At 52.3% G+C, this 15,886-nt stretch carries 13 protein-coding genes; 2 read left to right on the top strand and 11 right to left on the bottom strand.

What is annotated here, in order from left to right:
* Positions 1-3: 3 nt before the first annotated feature.
* Positions 4-1,749, bottom strand: coding sequence for a type I secretion system permease/ATPase (locus ACM6G4_RS26680; RefSeq protein WP_414914956.1), 1,746 nt, complete (start codon positions 1,747-1,749; stop codon positions 4-6).
* A 271-nt stretch (positions 1,750-2,020) separates the two neighbouring features.
* Here ACM6G4_RS26680 and ACM6G4_RS26675 point away from each other — a divergent pair, with 271 nt between their 5' ends.
* A complete protein-coding gene (locus ACM6G4_RS26675; RefSeq protein ID WP_414914955.1) occupies positions 2,021-3,787 on the top strand; it encodes a hypothetical protein in 1,767 nt (588 codons plus the stop codon).
* A 122-nt stretch (positions 3,788-3,909) separates the two neighbouring features.
* Here ACM6G4_RS26675 and ACM6G4_RS26670 read toward each other — a convergent pair whose 3' ends face one another.
* From ACM6G4_RS26670 to ACM6G4_RS26660, 3 genes are all read right to left on the bottom strand, one after another.
* A complete protein-coding gene (locus tag ACM6G4_RS26670) occupies positions 3,910-4,245 on the bottom strand; it encodes a ComEA family DNA-binding protein (protein WP_414914954.1) in 336 nt (111 codons plus the stop codon).
* Positions 4,246-4,357: 112 nt separating this feature from the next.
* Positions 4,358-6,352, bottom strand: a complete 1,995-nt coding sequence (locus ACM6G4_RS26665; RefSeq protein ID WP_414914953.1) for a polysaccharide biosynthesis protein — start codon at positions 6,350-6,352, stop codon at positions 4,358-4,360.
* 101 nt (positions 6,353-6,453) lie between these two features.
* The gene (locus tag ACM6G4_RS26660) at positions 6,454-7,332 is read right to left on the bottom strand and encodes an MraY family glycosyltransferase (protein ID WP_414914952.1); all 879 of its coding nucleotides are present in this window, start codon (positions 7,330-7,332) and stop codon (positions 6,454-6,456) included.
* Here ACM6G4_RS26660 and ACM6G4_RS26655 point away from each other — a divergent pair.
* Positions 7,325-7,546, top strand: coding sequence for a hypothetical protein (locus ACM6G4_RS26655; RefSeq protein ID WP_414914951.1), 222 nt, complete (start codon positions 7,325-7,327; stop codon positions 7,544-7,546). The two genes, ACM6G4_RS26660 and ACM6G4_RS26655, sit on opposite strands and share 8 nt — an antisense overlap.
* On the opposite strand, the gene ACM6G4_RS26650 is transcribed toward ACM6G4_RS26655, so the two are convergent.
* Genes ACM6G4_RS26650 through asnB form a run of 7 tightly spaced genes read right to left on the bottom strand, consistent with a single transcriptional unit; the run spans position 7,535 to position 15,878 of the window.
* Positions 7,535-8,506: a UDP-glucose 4-epimerase family protein gene (locus ACM6G4_RS26650; RefSeq protein ID WP_414914950.1), complete on the bottom strand. Its 972-nt coding sequence runs from the start codon at positions 8,504-8,506 to the stop codon at positions 7,535-7,537. The genes ACM6G4_RS26655 and ACM6G4_RS26650 overlap by 12 nt on opposite strands.
* A 19-nt stretch (positions 8,507-8,525) precedes the next feature.
* Positions 8,526-9,653 carry a non-hydrolyzing UDP-N-acetylglucosamine 2-epimerase gene (gene wecB, locus ACM6G4_RS26645; protein ID WP_414914949.1) on the bottom strand — a complete coding sequence of 376 codons (1,128 nt, stop codon included), beginning with the start codon at positions 9,651-9,653 and terminating at the stop codon, positions 8,526-8,528.
* Positions 9,646-10,656 (bottom strand): polysaccharide biosynthesis protein, encoded by a 1,011-nt coding sequence (locus ACM6G4_RS26640; protein WP_223456234.1) that lies wholly within the window; start codon positions 10,654-10,656, stop codon positions 9,646-9,648. The genes wecB and ACM6G4_RS26640 overlap by 8 nt, the downstream gene beginning before the upstream one ends.
* Positions 10,657-10,689: 33 nt before the next feature.
* Positions 10,690-11,547 carry a dTDP-4-dehydrorhamnose reductase family protein gene (locus tag ACM6G4_RS26635; RefSeq protein WP_414914948.1) on the bottom strand — a complete coding sequence of 286 codons (858 nt, stop codon included), beginning with the start codon at positions 11,545-11,547 and terminating at the stop codon, positions 10,690-10,692.
* Entirely contained in the window at positions 11,544-12,788 is a 1,245-nt protein-coding gene (locus ACM6G4_RS26630; protein ID WP_414914947.1) for a glycosyltransferase family 4 protein, read from the bottom strand. Before ACM6G4_RS26630 ends, ACM6G4_RS26635 begins: the two co-directional genes overlap by 4 nt.
* A gap of 3 nt (positions 12,789-12,791) precedes the next feature.
* Entirely contained in the window at positions 12,792-13,928 is a 1,137-nt protein-coding gene (locus tag ACM6G4_RS26625) for a glycosyltransferase family 4 protein (RefSeq protein ID WP_414914946.1), read from the bottom strand.
* A 24-nt stretch (positions 13,929-13,952) separates the two neighbouring features.
* Positions 13,953-15,878, bottom strand: coding sequence for an asparagine synthase (glutamine-hydrolyzing) (asnB, locus tag ACM6G4_RS26620; RefSeq protein ID WP_414914945.1), 1,926 nt, complete (start codon positions 15,876-15,878; stop codon positions 13,953-13,955).
* Positions 15,879-15,886: the final 8 nt, after the last annotated feature.

The following is a 15,886-nucleotide window of genomic DNA, read 5'->3' as shown; positions in this document are numbered from 1 at the left end:
CTGTCAAACGCCGATCGGAGCGACGTCTGTTTCGGCCTGAACGGCGGATTTCTGCTGGGCGCTCAACGGTTGCGCGCCGAGTTGTGCGATTACCTGATCCCGTGGGCCGTATAGACTGATCTTGCCAGCGTTCATTACCAGCAGGCGGTCGAGCTGGGCCAGAATCGATGTACGATGAGCAATGACGAAAACCGTCGCGCCCGTCAGCTTTATCTGTTGCAGCGCCAACGCCAGCGCTCGCTCGCCGACCTCATCCAGATGAGCGTTCGGCTCATCCAGAACGATCAGCCGCGGGCTGCCATAAATGGCCCGGGCCAGCCCTATTCGTTGCCGTTGGCCGCCCGACAGGTTGATGCCCCCAGCGCCGATGACCGTATCGTAGCCGTCGGGCAGCATCAGTATCATTTCGTGTACGCCCGCGGTTCTGGCGGCCAGTACCACCTTGCTTGAGTCAACGACACCGAAGCGAGCGATGTTGTCGCTGATACTGCCTTCGAACAACTCAATGTCTTGCGGCAAATAGCCGAGATACTGGCCCAGTTCACTTTTATCCCAGCTGGCAATGTCAGCGGTGTCCAGGCGGACCACGCCGTCCCGCGGTTTCCATACCCCCATCAAGGCCTTGGCAAGCGTAGACTTGCCCGAGGCACTGGAGCCGACGATACCGATCATTGTCCCTGCCGGTGCACTGAATCCGATGCCTTTGATGATCGGCGTCTTCGAGCCAGGAGCACCTAACGTGAGGTTTTCTACCGTTACATGACCGATGGGAGCGGGTAACTGCATGCGTTCGGGCTCGGCCTTTTGCTGGTCGAAAACGCTGTTGAGCCGCGCATATTGCGAACGCGCAGCAATAAACCCTTTCCAGCTGCCAATAATCAGATCCAGCGGCGCCAGAGCACGCCCCAACAGCACTGAACCCGCAATCACGAGCCCTGGGCTGATTTCATGGCTGACCGCGAGGTAAGCGCCAAGGCCGAGAATCAGCGACTGTACGAGCACACGGAAAGTTTTTGAAATCGTTGTGATGATTCCACTGCGATCGCTAGCCCGGGATTGCAGCAACAGCACATTCTTTTGACGCAGACTCCAGCGTGAGATAAGGGAGTCAAGCATTCCCATGGACTCGATCACTTCGGCATTGCGCAAGTTCCTGGTGGTCTGAAGCGTCGCGCCAATGCTCTCCTTATTGGCCTCTGCGAGAACTTTGCCCGTGAGTTGTTCATTGATATAGGCAAGCATCAGCAAGACCACCGCACAACCGATAGCCATCCAGCCATACCATGGGTGAAACAGGAACAGCACCGCGATGTAAATCGGCAACCACGGCGCATCGAAAAAAGCGAACAGCCCGTTACCCGCCATGAACTGGCGCAGCCCGGTCAGGTCACTGAGCGGCTGCGCCGAAGAGTCCGCACCGCCACTGTCCAATGCCCGCTTGAAGCTGGATCTGTAGACATCGTGGCTGAGCAGCACATCGAGCCGGGTACCGACACGAATCATGATCCTGGAGCGTACCCACTCCAAAAGCCCCTGCGTCACGAGCAGGAAGATGAGGATGATAGTGAGCATGGCCAGGGTTGCCAGACTTCCGCCGGTAACCACTCGCCCATAGACCTGAAGCATGTAGAAGGTCGGAACCAACATCAGCGCATTGATGAAGAGACTGAAAAAGCCGACCGACATGAAACTGGATCTGCAGGCTCTCAAGGCCGCCTGGAGGTTGTTATCGGGCGTCTCATGCGTCATCTCGAAGCTGCCAATGTGTAATGTTGATCGGGCTTTGCAAAGCGCGCGAGTGTACCACCCGGGCACCGTCGACTGAATGAAATCCCCGCCCCTTCACGTACAGCGCTCAACACCTTTCCGATATCCGGCGATTGATCGCTTTGGTTAAGTGAATGATGCTGCTTAAAACGCGATGCAAAAAAATGTAACATACGAAAAATCACGGTCGCCGATTCTATCCACGATGGATTCAGATACAGGAAACGGCCACCCAATCGTTGCGGAGTCTATTTTGATCAATTATTTCGCTTTACTCGCAAATATCGTCCGAGAAGAAGCAGCTGCAACTGGCATGCTGATTCAAGATACAGCCCGCGAACTATTGGCCACCAATACCGTTCACTCCGATGGCGCTTGGTGGGCCGTTCATGGCAATGACCCCTTTTACACAGCCGAGCAAATTTACAAAACCGTCATCGGCGACCCGACTGCCGAAACAGTAGAACTGCTGTGTGGCAATATCGTTAACGTGTTCAGTGGCTTATGCGCGGAACTCGGCCTGCAAAAACGCAGCATCTGGACCTACTCGGACTCTCAAGGTTTCTTTCAAGGTCATACCTACATTGAAATCTTTAATACCACAACCAACAAGTGGGAGATCCAGGACGCAGATTACAACGTTTACTACACCGATATTCGCACGGGTGAACGCGTCGGTGTAATGGACATGATGAAGGCCTCCGATATTGAGTACTTCATTCCCAATAACTCGCAGACGAGCGGATGGGCAGAAACCGGCGCAGATGCCCTGCGTCTGGCCAATCTTTATGCGGCCCAGATGATCACTTCGGAACATAAGCTCTATACCAGTAACGACAGTTTAAGCGATACGTTGCTCAACAGTATTTCAAATTCACTTAGTGGAGTCTTTACCTATACCGTAGAGAGCGCTCCCGGTGACCCCAGCGTCACACACTTCACAGACAGCAACGCCATCATCAACAACGGAAGAGCCACAATATCCGGTACTTCCGGTGCGGATTTCATTTCATATGATGGCAGTACAAGCAGCCCGATTTTTGCCACACTCATCGGTGGAGCGGGAGATGATACCCTCGCCTTGCGATTTTCCGGTGGCCAGCTTTACGGCAATCAAGGCAACGACGTGCTGATCGGCGGTCTGTATTCCGACCTGCTGGTGGGCGGTACGGGCGACGATTACATTTCTGGCGGAGGCGGTGCAGACCAGTATGCGTTTTCCAAGGGCGACGGCGTTAACGACGTCATCGATAGTTTCGTTACAGCTACGGACCAACTAGTATTTCTCGGCGTGACCGGCACCGGTGGCACGGGGCGGACAAAGATTTCAGAGCAGGAGTTCAATTTCAGAGTCGACCAGAAATTGACTGCCGATGGCGTTTACCTAAGTTATGACATCGATGGAGATGCACGTTTTGACGGCGGAATGTTGATAGACGGTCGAACTACCTTGCTCACCTCCAGCGACGCTACATTTTTGTTCAATGCGGATCCGCTCAAAGGTTTTAATACAACAACGGTTGCCGGCAACCCCGGATCCGGCTATGCAGAAAAAATTCATGGCACAAGCACGGCGGACAAGATCCTTTACACGGGCACACTCGGGGCAGAACTGGCCGGCAGCGTAACCGGGATGAACAGCGGCAACGACTCCATTCAGTCCCATTCGAATGCAAATTGTTCACTGTATGGGCAAGATGGCGACGATGTGTTGGCGGGCGGAGCTGGCGGTGACTTTATCGTCGGTGGCACAGGCAACGATCTCCTGATCGGCGGAAAAGGGCGAGATGTTTTCGTATTCAATGCAGGCTCTGGCTCAGATACGATCCAGGACTTCAAACAAGGTGAAGACACCCTCTACATCTACGGCTGGACGGCTGACAAGGCTGTAACTCAGACGCTGCAAGAGAGTGGGTTGGTCGTAACGTTCGACACAGCAGGTGATGGCGCTCACGGTGGAAATATCACGCTACTCGGCCAGACTACCGTGTTGAATGCCGCGGACTTTTACTTGAGCTAGATCCATGGTAAGCGAAGACATCGACAGGTCAACGATTCACAGACAATAGCATCAGCCCAACTGAAACTCGTAACACATAAAAAGGCCGATCAATGATCGGCCTTTCACGTTCAATTACATGCTTAGTTTAATTCGATCCTCTCGCGATTTCTGTCCAGAAGTGCTTTACCGATCCCCTTCACTTCCAGCAGTTCATCTACCGACGCAAATGGTCCATTGCTTTCACGATATGCAACAATCGCTTTGGCTTTGGCCTCGCCTATACCCGACAGTTCACGCTGCAGCGTTGCTGAATCGGCACGATTAAGATCGATTTTAACCACTTGCCCCTTGGCGGCCACATCCAGTACCTGAGGTGCTTTGAGCACCTCCGGACTGGTCGCTGGAGCAGCGAAAGTAACGGCGGGAACACTGGTGAGAAGGGCAAAAACCAGAGAGTAGAAATAGCCTGTACGCATAATTGAAGCTCCATGACGGCGTTTTAGAAAGCAGCTTTTCCGAAGTTGCTCCTCAAACTTAGGCTATGTCATGGCACTGTCAAAAATATGTACATTGCAAAATATTAAACAATCAGGGTTCGAGGCGTCTCTGCTGGTAGATCCAGTCGACGATTTCACCATCCGGGGAGTAGCCGCTAACCGTGTCGCGCAACAACTGGCGAACACGCGCATAATCGTCTTGATCAACGGCGCGGAGCAATTCGCTCAGCTTGACCTTCAACACATCCCAGGACAGGTAATCCTCGTTGGCAGTCATGATCATCGGGTGCTGAGTGGCAGCCACGTTGTCACCGATCAACAATTCCTCATAAAGTTTTTCACCCGGACGCAGGCCAGTGAACTCGATAGAGATGTCGCCATGCGGGTTTTTTTCCGAGCGGACACTCAAACCAGATAAATGGATCATCTTCTCGGCGAGCTCGACAATCCTCACAGGCTCCCCCATGTCCAAAACGAAAACATCACCGCCCTGCCCCATGGAACCCGCTTGAATAACCAGCTGCGCGGCTTCGGGAATGGTCATGAAGTATCGAGTAATCTTGGGGTGGGTGACCGTCAGCGGTCCCCCCGACTTGATCTGTTTGTGAAATAGCGGAATAACCGAACCGGACGATCCCAGAACATTCCCAAACCGCACCATTGTGAAACGCGTCTTGTTAACCCGAGAAACGTTGGTCGTGTCACCGAACAATACCGGTGCCATCTCTCGACTGAGCGCCTGCAGCGTCAACTCGGCAAGACGCTTGGTACTGCCCATTACATTGGTAGGCCTCACGGCCTTGTCAGTCGAAATCAGTACAAAGTTGGAGACACCTGCCTGTAGTGCCGCCTGTGCTGTATTCAGCGTGCCGATCACATTGTTGAGCAGACCTTCGGCAATATTATGCTCGACCATTGGCACGTGCTTGTAGGCCGCGGCGTGATACACCGTATCCACACGCCAGGATTTCATCACATCCAGAAGCTTTTCCTGGTTGCGCACGGATCCAAGAATTGGCAACAGACGGATCGACAATGACTCTCGTGCAATTCGCTGTTCCAGTTCAGACAAGATGCTGTAGAGATTGAACTCGCTATGCTCAAACAGCAAAAGTGTCGTGGGCCCGAGCGCCAGGATCTGACGGCAGAGTTCGGAGCCAATGGAGCCTCCAGCACCTGTGACCAGAACGGACTGTCCCTTGATGCAGTGTTCGAGCAAATCCCCCTGAGCCGGAACAGCATCGCGGCCGAGCAGGTCAGCAATGTCTACTTCCTGGATGTCGTCGACCTTGACCCTGCCACTGGCCAGATCCATGAATCCCGGGACACTTCGAACGTGCAGAGGAAAACCTTCGAGAAAACCAAGAATCTCGCGGCGGCGACCACGATTGGATGAAGGGATGGCAAGAAGAATTTCTTGAGCACCCGTGTTGTCGATCATTTGTTGGATATGTTTTGGTTTATATACTTGCAGCCCTGAAATAACCCTATCGGCAATACCGTTATCGTCATCGATAAAGGCAACAGGTCGCATGACCCTCCCCATCCGCAAGGCGGTAACGAGTTGATTGCCGGCGGCCCCTGCACCGTAAATCGCGACTTTTGGCAAGCCATCATCCCTGCTCGTAAACGGAACATGCTGAACCGCGCTGAACCAATCACCCATAAAATACTGGCGCATGGCGAAGCGTAATCCCCCGATCATGATAAGACTCAACCACCAGTAGTTGAATATGATCGAGCGGGGAACGACGTTCTGATGGTTGCTGTACCAGTACAACAAGACGCCCAGGATCAGGGACGATAATGTGACGGCCTTGATAATGGCAATGAGCGCATCATTTCCGAAGTACCGCATCACCGCGCGATACATGCCAAAGCGGATGAACAGGGGGATTGCCACGACAGGTGCGCTGACAAAAAGCCAAACATGCTGAGTGAGGGGGTTGACCATCTCGTCCAGCCCCAGTCGTACAACAAACGCCATCCACAAGGCAATCCAGACCAGAAAAATATCAGTCAGCACCTGCAGAATGCGCTTATGTCGTCTTGGCAGACTTAATAAATGTGCCCGAATCTTATCCATAACCCCTCTAAACACTTCTCGAAGCTCCTAGCATTGATACAGCAACTACAGCTTTTGGTATCTCTTGTGGATAAGGCATTGTGTGATAGCCAGAGCAACCATCACGCATTGTTCGCGATTTCCAACTCGCCTGCGTGGAATTTGAAGGCCAGCGCCACCAACGGCACATAGGCAAGAATCAATCCTGCCGCACCATCCAGGTACTGCATGACGACCAATATAGCGACCGGCAATAACCACAACAAATTGACAGCAGCTATTGCGACGGTGACCACACGATGGCTGCCGAATTTTCGTGAAGCGTACTGGTATCCATGGCTGCGATGAGCCTCATAGACCTTGTCACCACGCAACAGGCGTCGCAGCAAGGTAAAAGTGGCGTCAACAATGAATACTCCTAACAGGATAAGCCATGCCCACAAAAACACCGGTGCAGTCCATGCGGCATGCAGGGCCAAAACCGCCAGCACTATGCCTAGAAAACCACTTCCGGCATCGCCCATGAAAATACGCGCTGGCGGGAAATTCCAGACAAGGAAACCGAGTACGGCCATTGTCAGCACAAACGGGGCAATGGAGAGACTCACATGACCGCCAATCCAATACACCAGGCAAGTGCCGACACAGGCGCAAATCGCTTCGACACTCGCCAGACCATCAATACCATCCATAAAGTTATAGAGGTTGAGCATCCAGACTAGAAAAAAAGCCCCGATGATATAACCAAACCATCCCAGACTTATTTCGTAACCGAACACATTGATCGGGGCCATGCCGCCAATCCAGAACAATGCCCAGATGGCACCAGCGAAATGCGCCAGCAGGCGCCACCGGGCAGCAATGTGTCCGTGGTCGTCAAGAAAACCTATGACTGCAATCCACCCACCGGCTCCAAGTAGAGCCAACGCCATGGGCCAGGCCATGTCATCTACCCAGACAAGCACCGGTAACGCAATCAGAAAACTCAGGACGATGGCCACACCTCCACCGCGCGGTGTCGGGACCGAATGTGAACTTCGTGAATTCGGAATATCTATCAAACTGCGTGCCAAAGCATATCTGCGCAATGCACCCGTGGCCAAAAATGAAACACCAACCACAGCAGCCAACAACCAAATTGTGTTCAAAGATCAACTTCCTGAAACAGCCAAAATCAATTTTGCAATTGAACCAGCACTGCCGTTAGCCAGCTAATCGCTGCCTGTCCTTGTAGTAGTTCGCAGCCGACACCAGAGCTTCATCGACGCTAACGGGAGGAGTCCAGCCCAGCAGTTTTCGAGTTTTGCTTATATCGACTTGCAACGACCCGCAAAGCCGTTGCGATAAAGCCCGCTTGCCTAAAAGCTGCGCTCCTCGCTCAAGCAGCACGCTCGGAACAGGCAACAACCGTGCAGGCTTGCCCAGCGCTTGCCCCATACGCCTCAACAGCTGCGTAGTGGACAGATCTTCCCCATCACTAACAAGGAAAATCTGATTCGCTGCAGCAGGGTGACGAATACAGGTCACTATTAAATCAACAAGATTGTCGAGCGCGACCAGACTGCGTCGATTATGGATAGCCCCGAATGGCAGTGGCACCCCCTTGTCCAGCCAGCGCATCATGTTCAGGAAATTGGCCCTGACACCCGGGCCGTAAACGAGCACAGGACGAATAATCACGACCTCCATCCCTGAATCGGTCGCGATTTCGCGCAACCCTTGCTCGGCCTCCATTTTTGAAACGCCATAGGGGTCCGCTGGCGCGGGTGGAGCATCTGCAAGATAAGGTTCATTGAGCGGCGTACCTTCACCATTCACCTTGATCGAGCTGATGAACACAAAACGTCGAACCCCCTGGTCAGCCGCCTGCCGGGCAAGATTCAGTGTGCCTTCGACATTCACTTTGCGAAACGCCACCAGCGGATCGGACTCGGTGTCATTCATCACATGGACACGCGCCGCGCTGTGAATGACGACCTCCACCCGATCCAGCGCTTGCGACCAGTCGGCATCACTATCGAGCCCGGTGGTTTGAACAGTTGTAACGCGCGCCGGACAGTCAGGCAGGGCATGCCCGCGAATGGCGGCCACCGGCTCCAGATCTTCAGAAGCCGCTAACCGGCCCAGGACAGCACGGCCTACGAAACCAGTGGCACCTGTCAACAAAACACGCATTTTCAAACCTCGACGCCGCTCAGGGTTTCGACCAGACAGTACGGTTGATGTAGTCGGTGTAACTCAATACGACCCGAACCACCTGCTTGGACACCGGACCCGCCTGGTAATCCCTGACTACGGGGATGACACGCTGATCACGATCATGCTGACTGGTCACCACACGTACGGCGTTGAGAACGCCATCCACTTTCAGGCCACTCATAATGAGTGTCCCTTCGTCCATCCCCTCCGGACGCTCATGTGCATTACGGATGGTAATGGCAGGCAAGTTCAGCAGAGAGGCTTCTTCAGTGATGGTGCCACTATCGGACAGGACGCAAAACGCCGACATCTGCAACTTGATGTAGTCAAGCAGACCGAATGGTTTGGAAAAGCGGATCAACGGGTGATCCAGCGATTCGCCTATCGCCTCCAGACGTTTGCGGGTGCGGGGGTGAGTGGACACGATGATCGGAAACTTATACTCGTCGGCCAAGGCTCGCAGCGTCTTGAGCAAATCCCGGAGGTTTTCCGGCGTATCGACGTTTTCCTCTCGGTGAGCGCTGACGATGAAGAATTTATCCTGCTCCAGTCCCTCTCGAACCAGCACGTCGGAAGTGAGAATTTTCGGCATGTAGTAGTCGAGCACTTCCTGCATATGCGAACCGGTCTTGATGATGGTTTCAGGACGAATCCCTTCAGCGATCAAATAACGCCGGGCATGCTCGGTCAGGACCATATTGATATCGCTCAGGTGATCGAGCACCTTGCGATTCAGCTCCTCGGGAACTCGCTGATCAAAACAGCGATTGCCGGCTTCCATATGGAATACGGGAATCTTGCGGCGCTTGGCGGCTATGACTGCAAGACAGGTATTAGTATCGCCATAGAGTAAAAGCGCGTCCGGCTTTTCAACTTCAAATACTTCATCCGCCTTGGAAATCACCTCGGCGATGGTCTTGGCAGCCGTATCGCCGGCGGCGCCCAGAAAGTGATCGGGCTTTCGAATTTCAAGATCGTCGAAAAATACCTGATTCAATTCGAAGTCGTAGTTTTGGCCGGAGTGGACCAACACATGGTTGACTTGCTTATCCAGCTCAGCAATGACACGACTCATCTTGATAAGCTCTGGTCGCGTGCCGACCAGCGTCATGACCTTAAGCATCAAGTTTCTCCTGAATGTATTCCAGATTCAAAAGAACTTTCTTCACGCCTTCAACATCGAGACGCTCGGTATTATGCGAGGTGTAATCTTCAAGATCGGAAATCTCCTGCTCACCTTCAACAAAGAACTTCTTGTAGTTCAGATCGCGATTGTCCGCCGGGATTCGATAGTAACGCCCCATGTCTTCGGCTTTGGCCATTTCTTCACGGGAAATCAGCGACTCGTAGAGTTTTTCGCCATGACGGGTGCCAATGACCTTGACAGTATTGTCACGGGAGAACAGTTCCTTGAGCGCTTGTGCCAGGTCCGCGACTGTCGAGGCAGGTGCTTTCTGAACAAAAATATCGCCTTGCTCGGCATGCTCGAAAGCGTGCAGCACCAGGTCGACAGAGTCCTCCAGTGACATCAGAAAGCGGGTCATGTTCGGATCAGTGACAGTCAGCGGCTCGTCATTTTGCAATTGGTTGATAAACAACGGGATCACTGACCCGCGCGAAGCCATGACATTGCCGTAACGAGTTGCGCAGATCACAGGTCCCGCTGCCGGAATCATCCGCGACCTGGCCACCATCAGTTTTTCAGCCATGGCCTTGGAAATACCCATGGCATTGATTGGATAAACAGCCTTGTCGGTACTTAGCACGACAACGCGCTTAACACCCGAAGCAATCGCCGCATTCAGAACGTTTTCGGTGCCGATGACGTTAGTACGCACGGCTTCCATAGGGTAGAACTCGCAGGAAGGCACCTGCTTCAAAGCGGCAGCGTGAAAAATGTAATCCACACCGACCATGGCCTGATCAAGGCTATCGCGATCGCGAACATCACCGATATAGAACTTCACCTTGTCGTTCGACAGGGCAATGCGCATATCTTCCTGTTTTTTTTCATCGCGGCTGAATACACGAATTTCTTTTACGTCGGTATCAAGAAAACGCTTCAACACTGTATGACCAAATGACCCTGTGCCGCCCGTGATCATCAAAATTTTATTATCAAACATAACTACCATCCAAGACTTGATTGTATTTAATGATCAACGCGTTGCGCGCATTGATTTGACCAATTCCAACCATGAAGGTGGAACGTAACCGGTCGCGGATTGGAATTTTGATGAGTCCAGCGAACGATTAATAGAAAGATCACTGTCAGCGACGATATCGATTTCCTTTTCATAAACTTCTGCCACCAATTTCAGCAGAGACAATTTATCAATAGGTGCCACCGATACATGATAAAGGCCCTTAAGCTCCGGGTTCGGGATCACATAATCTCGAATGACACGCGCCAGCTCCACGGTAGGGAGCCCCGAAAAAATGGCCTTTTCGTAGCCCTTGACGGACCCGCTCTGGGATAGAAACCAATCCACCAGCGAGTACTGGCTTCCCAGTTCGTGACCGATGATTGAAGTCCGGAGAGTGACTGCATTCGGCTGGGCATGAAGCTCGCCAATGTACTTGGACTTGCCGTAGAGATCCTCCGCATCGGAGACATCCTCTTCAGTGTAACGCCCTTTACGTCCGGAAAACACGCAGTCGGTACTGATGTGAATCAAGCGAGCGCCAGACAGTTCGCACAACTTGGCAATGCGATGCGGCAACATGGCATTGATGGGAAGCGCTGAAAGGGGATCCTTGGCATCGGCCAGCTGCTTGATCAAGCCGACGCAGTTGATGACGACATCCGGCTTGACCCGTGCCAGCACCGAAACCAGCGAGTCCTGGTCCAGCACGTCAACATTGCTGATCAACGAACTGCGAGTTTCGTCTGAAAAGTATTTTGCGCCACCTGGGTTACGCAAAGTGCCCCACACCTCATAGCGTGGGTTTCCATGGAATTGCCTGAACACCGTGCTCCCCAGCATCCCGGTGCCCCCTAACACTAGTACTTTCATTTTGAGTTACCTTTCAATTCATTGATCCTGGTACAGAGGATTTCGACGAGACGCTGGCTTTGACGCTCCATTTCGAAATGCTCGAGGTAGTACGCCCTGCCCGACTGCCCCAATGACTCCCGTTCATCCGGACTCATGTGGAAAAGTTGCTCAATGCACCTGGCCATACCTTCGGCATCTTGCGCCGGGCTCGTCAGGCCTGCATTGGCCTCTTGAATGACCCGAGCCCCTTCGCCATCCAGCGCGGCGACAATCGGCCTCCCCGCTGCCAGGTAAGCCTGGACTTTACTGGGAATGGTATAGGAGAACGCCTCATCTTGCTTCAACGTCACCAACAATCCCGCGGCACGACTGAAAAAATGTGGCATTTCACTTACCGGAAACCGGCCGGCGAGGACAAGGTTGTCCAATGATCGGGATTTTTTCTGGCTTTCGATCCAGCTCAGCATGCTACCGCTGCCGACCAGCACAATTCGGAGATTGGATAGATGGCGAAGCCTGTCTGCTACCTCAACCAGGGTTTCGACCGATTGTGCGGTCCCCAGGTTGCCAGCAAAAACGAGACAGAAATGGTTTTCGAGCTCCGCGAGCAGCGATGCAGGAATCCGGGTCTCTTCGGAGCCTGGCGGAGTATCCTGATAACAATTTGGGTAATACACGACCTTGCCGGGATCTGCATAGCGAGCAACCGGCTCGCGGAATGCCCTCGACTGAACGAGTAACGTGTCAACGCAGGCGTAAATGCCTCTGACCATCCACCCTACCACGCGCAAGAGCGATTTATTCCTGATGAATCCTGTCGCACTCAAACTCTCTGGCCAGAGATCTTGAACCCATACAGCCAGATGACTCTTGAGTTTCCATTTCAAATAGATGGCAGGAATGACCGACGTAATTGGAGAAGGTGCAAACACAAAAATTGCGTCGTAACGCTCGCCCTTTACAGCATCCGGATAAAATTTCAGCCCATTTACGATATAAGACAAATAATTCAGTATCAGGTTTTTTGCGCCCGAAGAGCCGCGAGGTCTAAGCGGTGCACGGCATACGCTAACTGTCGTTTCGTAACTTTCTTCCTGATATCCGGAAGCATGGTAGCCGTCGAACACAACACCATCCGGATAATTCGGCTTGCCGGTAAGAACTTTTACGGCATGTCCCTGAGCAGACAAGCTCTTGACCAGGTCGTTGATAATAAATGACTCCGGCCAAAAATACTGCGACACCACGAGAACTCTCATTTATCAAACACCTGCTTTTCGCAACTTGGCCAGCGCCAGCAACTCGGACCACGTTTTTTTTGAGGTTTGCTCCCAATCAAATTTATCACTTTGCGCAACCGCTGCAACGGCCAGTTTTTTCAAGAGTTCCGGATTTGTTAAAACTTCTGTCAATACGCCTGCTATGTCTTGGGAATCAAACGGCGAAAAATACAATGCTGCGTCCGCGCCAAACTCCGGCATGGGCATAACATTGGAGCAGATCATTGGCCGACCTGAAGCGAGCGCTTCAAGAAGTATGTTCGGGCAGTTCTCGCACGACGAGGCAAAGAGATTCAGATAAGCGTGGTGATACAGAGGAGGAAGTTCCTGATAAGGAATAGCGCCCAGCAGCAGGACTTGGCCTTCAAGGCCTAGCGTTGAAATCAGAGCCTTTACGCGCTCAGCTTCCGGCAGATTTGTTTCCCCGACAAGAATCAGCTGGAACCTTTCGCGAAGCTCTTTGGGTAGCTTCTCGTAAGCACTGACCACTTGAAAATGATGCTTGTAAACATCAAATCTCGACACATATAAAATGTACTCGCTTCCAGGTAAAAAATCCGGGCGAACAGTACTTTTGCCGTGTGTTCGAAACACAGAACCAATTCCATGAGGAATAGTAACGGCATTTTTAACCTTGGTCAGCGATTCGATGACACTTCGTGCATAATTTGAAATAAAGATCGTTAAATCAGCTTCAGACATGCTCTTGAGCATAATGCGGTTCAACAACCAATTTCTGACCCGTTGCAACCCGAGCGGTAAACTTTTTCGTACGCGCAAATCAAATGGAATCATGTTCCGAAACATCGTTGCAACCTTGCAACCGGCTGGTGCACGAGTGCCCACTACTCCCCCGGGACAAAACAGCAGATCAGCCTTTTCAGCCTTCAAGATACCCGGTAACACCCACTTTTCCCACAAGGCTCTGACAAGCGGATTTTCTGTCGGCCAGGCAGGTTCGACTCGACGGATCCTTGGGTGATCCGGCAGTTTGAGTGACGAAGGGGCGAACACGAGGATATCAAGATCCTCGTCGAAGGGTACGAACTGAAAAAGATTAATCAGATATGTCTGACCTCCACCTAGGCGGGCAGAGAGCGCATTGAAAACTATCTTCATGGAAAACCTTTTGCTCAATCTGAATTAGCGGCTATTTTTATCAAGCCAGGATTGGAACATCAGAATATTCCACAAATGAAGACTACGATCATACGTTCCGTTTTGATGCTGGAGCCACGCCGAGTGAATTTTCTGACAATCGAAATAGCCCTCACTCCTGATTCGTTCCTCAGCCAACAAGTCCTCTGCCCACTCTCTCAGCGGCCCACGCAACCATTGTGCCAGTGGAATAGAGAAGCCCGTCTTTGGCCTATCGAAGAACGAGGTAGGCACGTATCTCTTAAGCAGTTCGCGAAGCGGCCATTTCCCGACGCCACTTTTGATCAACTGCTCTGAAGACAAAGAAAATGCCAGTTCCGCGACGCGATGATCGAGCAAGGGCGCTCGGGTTTCGAGGCTCGCGCTCATGGCACCACGGTCGACTTTTACGAGCAGATCATCCGGCAGGTACTGAGAAACGTCCCAGCGGCGCATTTCTTCGATGTAATCGCCCATCGACTCCCAAGAGACGTCGCCCTGATCCTGACCGTCAATACCCAGCACCACATTGTCTGTAGGTTGCCATTGCGACATCAAACCAGTGTACATTTGCGCCAGATTCTCCGAGGCGAGTAGTTCGGACATTCTGTAGATGCGCCGACCATTCACTTTTGCTCGCAGGGTGCCTGGCAAAACAGAGCAGACGTTATCCCAACCTCGGGACGAAAGCGACCGCAGAGAATAAGCCATGATTCGCCGTGCCGGCAATGGCAGCTTTTCTATCCGCGCCCATAAGCCAGCGGTAATTTGATAGCGAGGATAGCCGGCGAAAAGTTCGTCTCCGCCGTCTCCGGACAGTGCAACCGATACATGCTGCTTTGTCATCCTGGAGACTAGGATAGTTGGGATCTGAGAGGAGTCAGCGAAAGGCTCGTCGTATATTTCCGGTAAATGCGGAATTATGGAAACGGCGTCGTCGGCCCCCAGATAAAATTCGGTGTGATTGGTCCCCAAGTGTTTGGCAATCGCCTTTGCATAAGGTGCCTCATCAAACTCAGGCTCGTTGAAACCAATCGTGTAAGTATTGATACTCGAAGTGCTTTGCGACTGCATCAACGAAACAATCAGGCTTGAGTCGACCCCACCGGACAGAAATGCCCCCAGAGGAACATCGGCGATCATTTGCGATTTTACAGCGGCAGACAATCGCTCACCGACAATGTCCACAACCTCTTTGTCGCTGGCCCGAGACAGTTCACTCCTTAACTCACTGGCTTGCGGTAACGACCAATACGAAACAGGTGTCTGCTGGCAAGAAAAAGAGTCAATACTCAAATAATGCGCTGGCGCCAGTTTTTTAATGCCTTCATAGATTGATTCAGGAGCGGGAACATAGCCATATCTTACAAACTTCGCCAATGCATGACGGTCAATGCGCAACTCGCTCCTAAACGCTGCCTTGATTGCCTTCAACTCGGAGGAAAAAACAAAGCGGCTGCCCACGATGCCATAATAGAGGGGCTTTTCGCCCATCCTGTCTCGTGCCAATGTAATCGTCTTGTTAACTTTGTCCCAGACGGCAAAGGCAAACATACCCACCAGATTTTCGAGGGTTCTTTGCACACCCCACGCTTCTATCGCCGCCAACAAAACTTCAGTATCAGAGTGACCGCGCCAAACACGCTTCAGACCCGCTTCAATCAGTTTTTCACGCAACTCATTAAAATTATATATTTCGCCATTGAAGATGATAATGAACCGTTCACTATCGGAAACCATCGGCTGACTGCCGTGTACCGACAACTCCAGAATGGAAAGCCGCCGGTGACCCAGCGAAACCCCGCTAGCGGCATCTGACCAAACTGCTCCATCGTCAGGCCCGCGATGTATCAGTGCATCCACCATTTTGCCAACGGCAACGGCGCTTTGCTGATCCAGCTTCCAGCCGACAACTCCCGCAATTCCGCACATACCTACTT

This window comes from Pseudomonas sp. IT-P258 (genome assembly GCF_949767825.1).
GTDB classification, from domain to species: Bacteria; Pseudomonadota; Gammaproteobacteria; order Pseudomonadales; family Pseudomonadaceae; genus Aquipseudomonas; species Aquipseudomonas monachiensis.
Note: the sequence above shows the minus strand (reverse complement) of the source record. Positions and strands in the feature narration are given on the sequence as shown.

Bases quoted from the DNA above. Each gene is read 5' to 3' on its own strand.
- ACM6G4_RS26680 (WP_414914956.1), bottom strand. From the start codon at position 1,749: ATGACGCATGAGACGCCCGATAACAACCTCCAGGCGGCCTTGAGAGCC.
- ACM6G4_RS26670 (WP_414914954.1), bottom strand. From the start codon at position 4,245: ATGCGTACAGGCTATTTCTACTCTCTGGTTTTTGCCCTTCTCACCAGT.
- ACM6G4_RS26665 (WP_414914953.1), bottom strand. From the start codon at position 6,352: ATGGATAAGATTCGGGCACATTTATTAAGTCTGCCAAGACGACATAAG.
- ACM6G4_RS26655 (WP_414914951.1), top strand. From the start codon at position 7,325: ATGGCCACACCTCCACCGCGCGGTGTCGGGACCGAATGTGAACTTCGT.
- ACM6G4_RS26650 (WP_414914950.1), bottom strand. From the start codon at position 8,506: ATGCGTGTTTTGTTGACAGGTGCCACTGGTTTCGTAGGCCGTGCTGTC.
- wecB (WP_414914949.1), bottom strand. From the start codon at position 9,653: ATGCTTAAGGTCATGACGCTGGTCGGCACGCGACCAGAGCTTATCAAG.
- ACM6G4_RS26640 (WP_223456234.1), bottom strand. From the start codon at position 10,656: ATGTTTGATAATAAAATTTTGATGATCACGGGCGGCACAGGGTCATTT.
- ACM6G4_RS26635 (WP_414914948.1), bottom strand. From the start codon at position 11,547: ATGAAAGTACTAGTGTTAGGGGGCACCGGGATGCTGGGGAGCACGGTG.
- ACM6G4_RS26630 (WP_414914947.1), bottom strand. From the start codon at position 12,788: ATGAGAGTTCTCGTGGTGTCGCAGTATTTTTGGCCGGAGTCATTTATT.
- ACM6G4_RS26625 (WP_414914946.1), bottom strand. From the start codon at position 13,928: ATGAAGATAGTTTTCAATGCGCTCTCTGCCCGCCTAGGTGGAGGTCAG.
- asnB (WP_414914945.1), bottom strand. From the start codon at position 15,878: ATGTGCGGAATTGCGGGAGTTGTCGGCTGGAAGCTGGATCAGCAAAGC.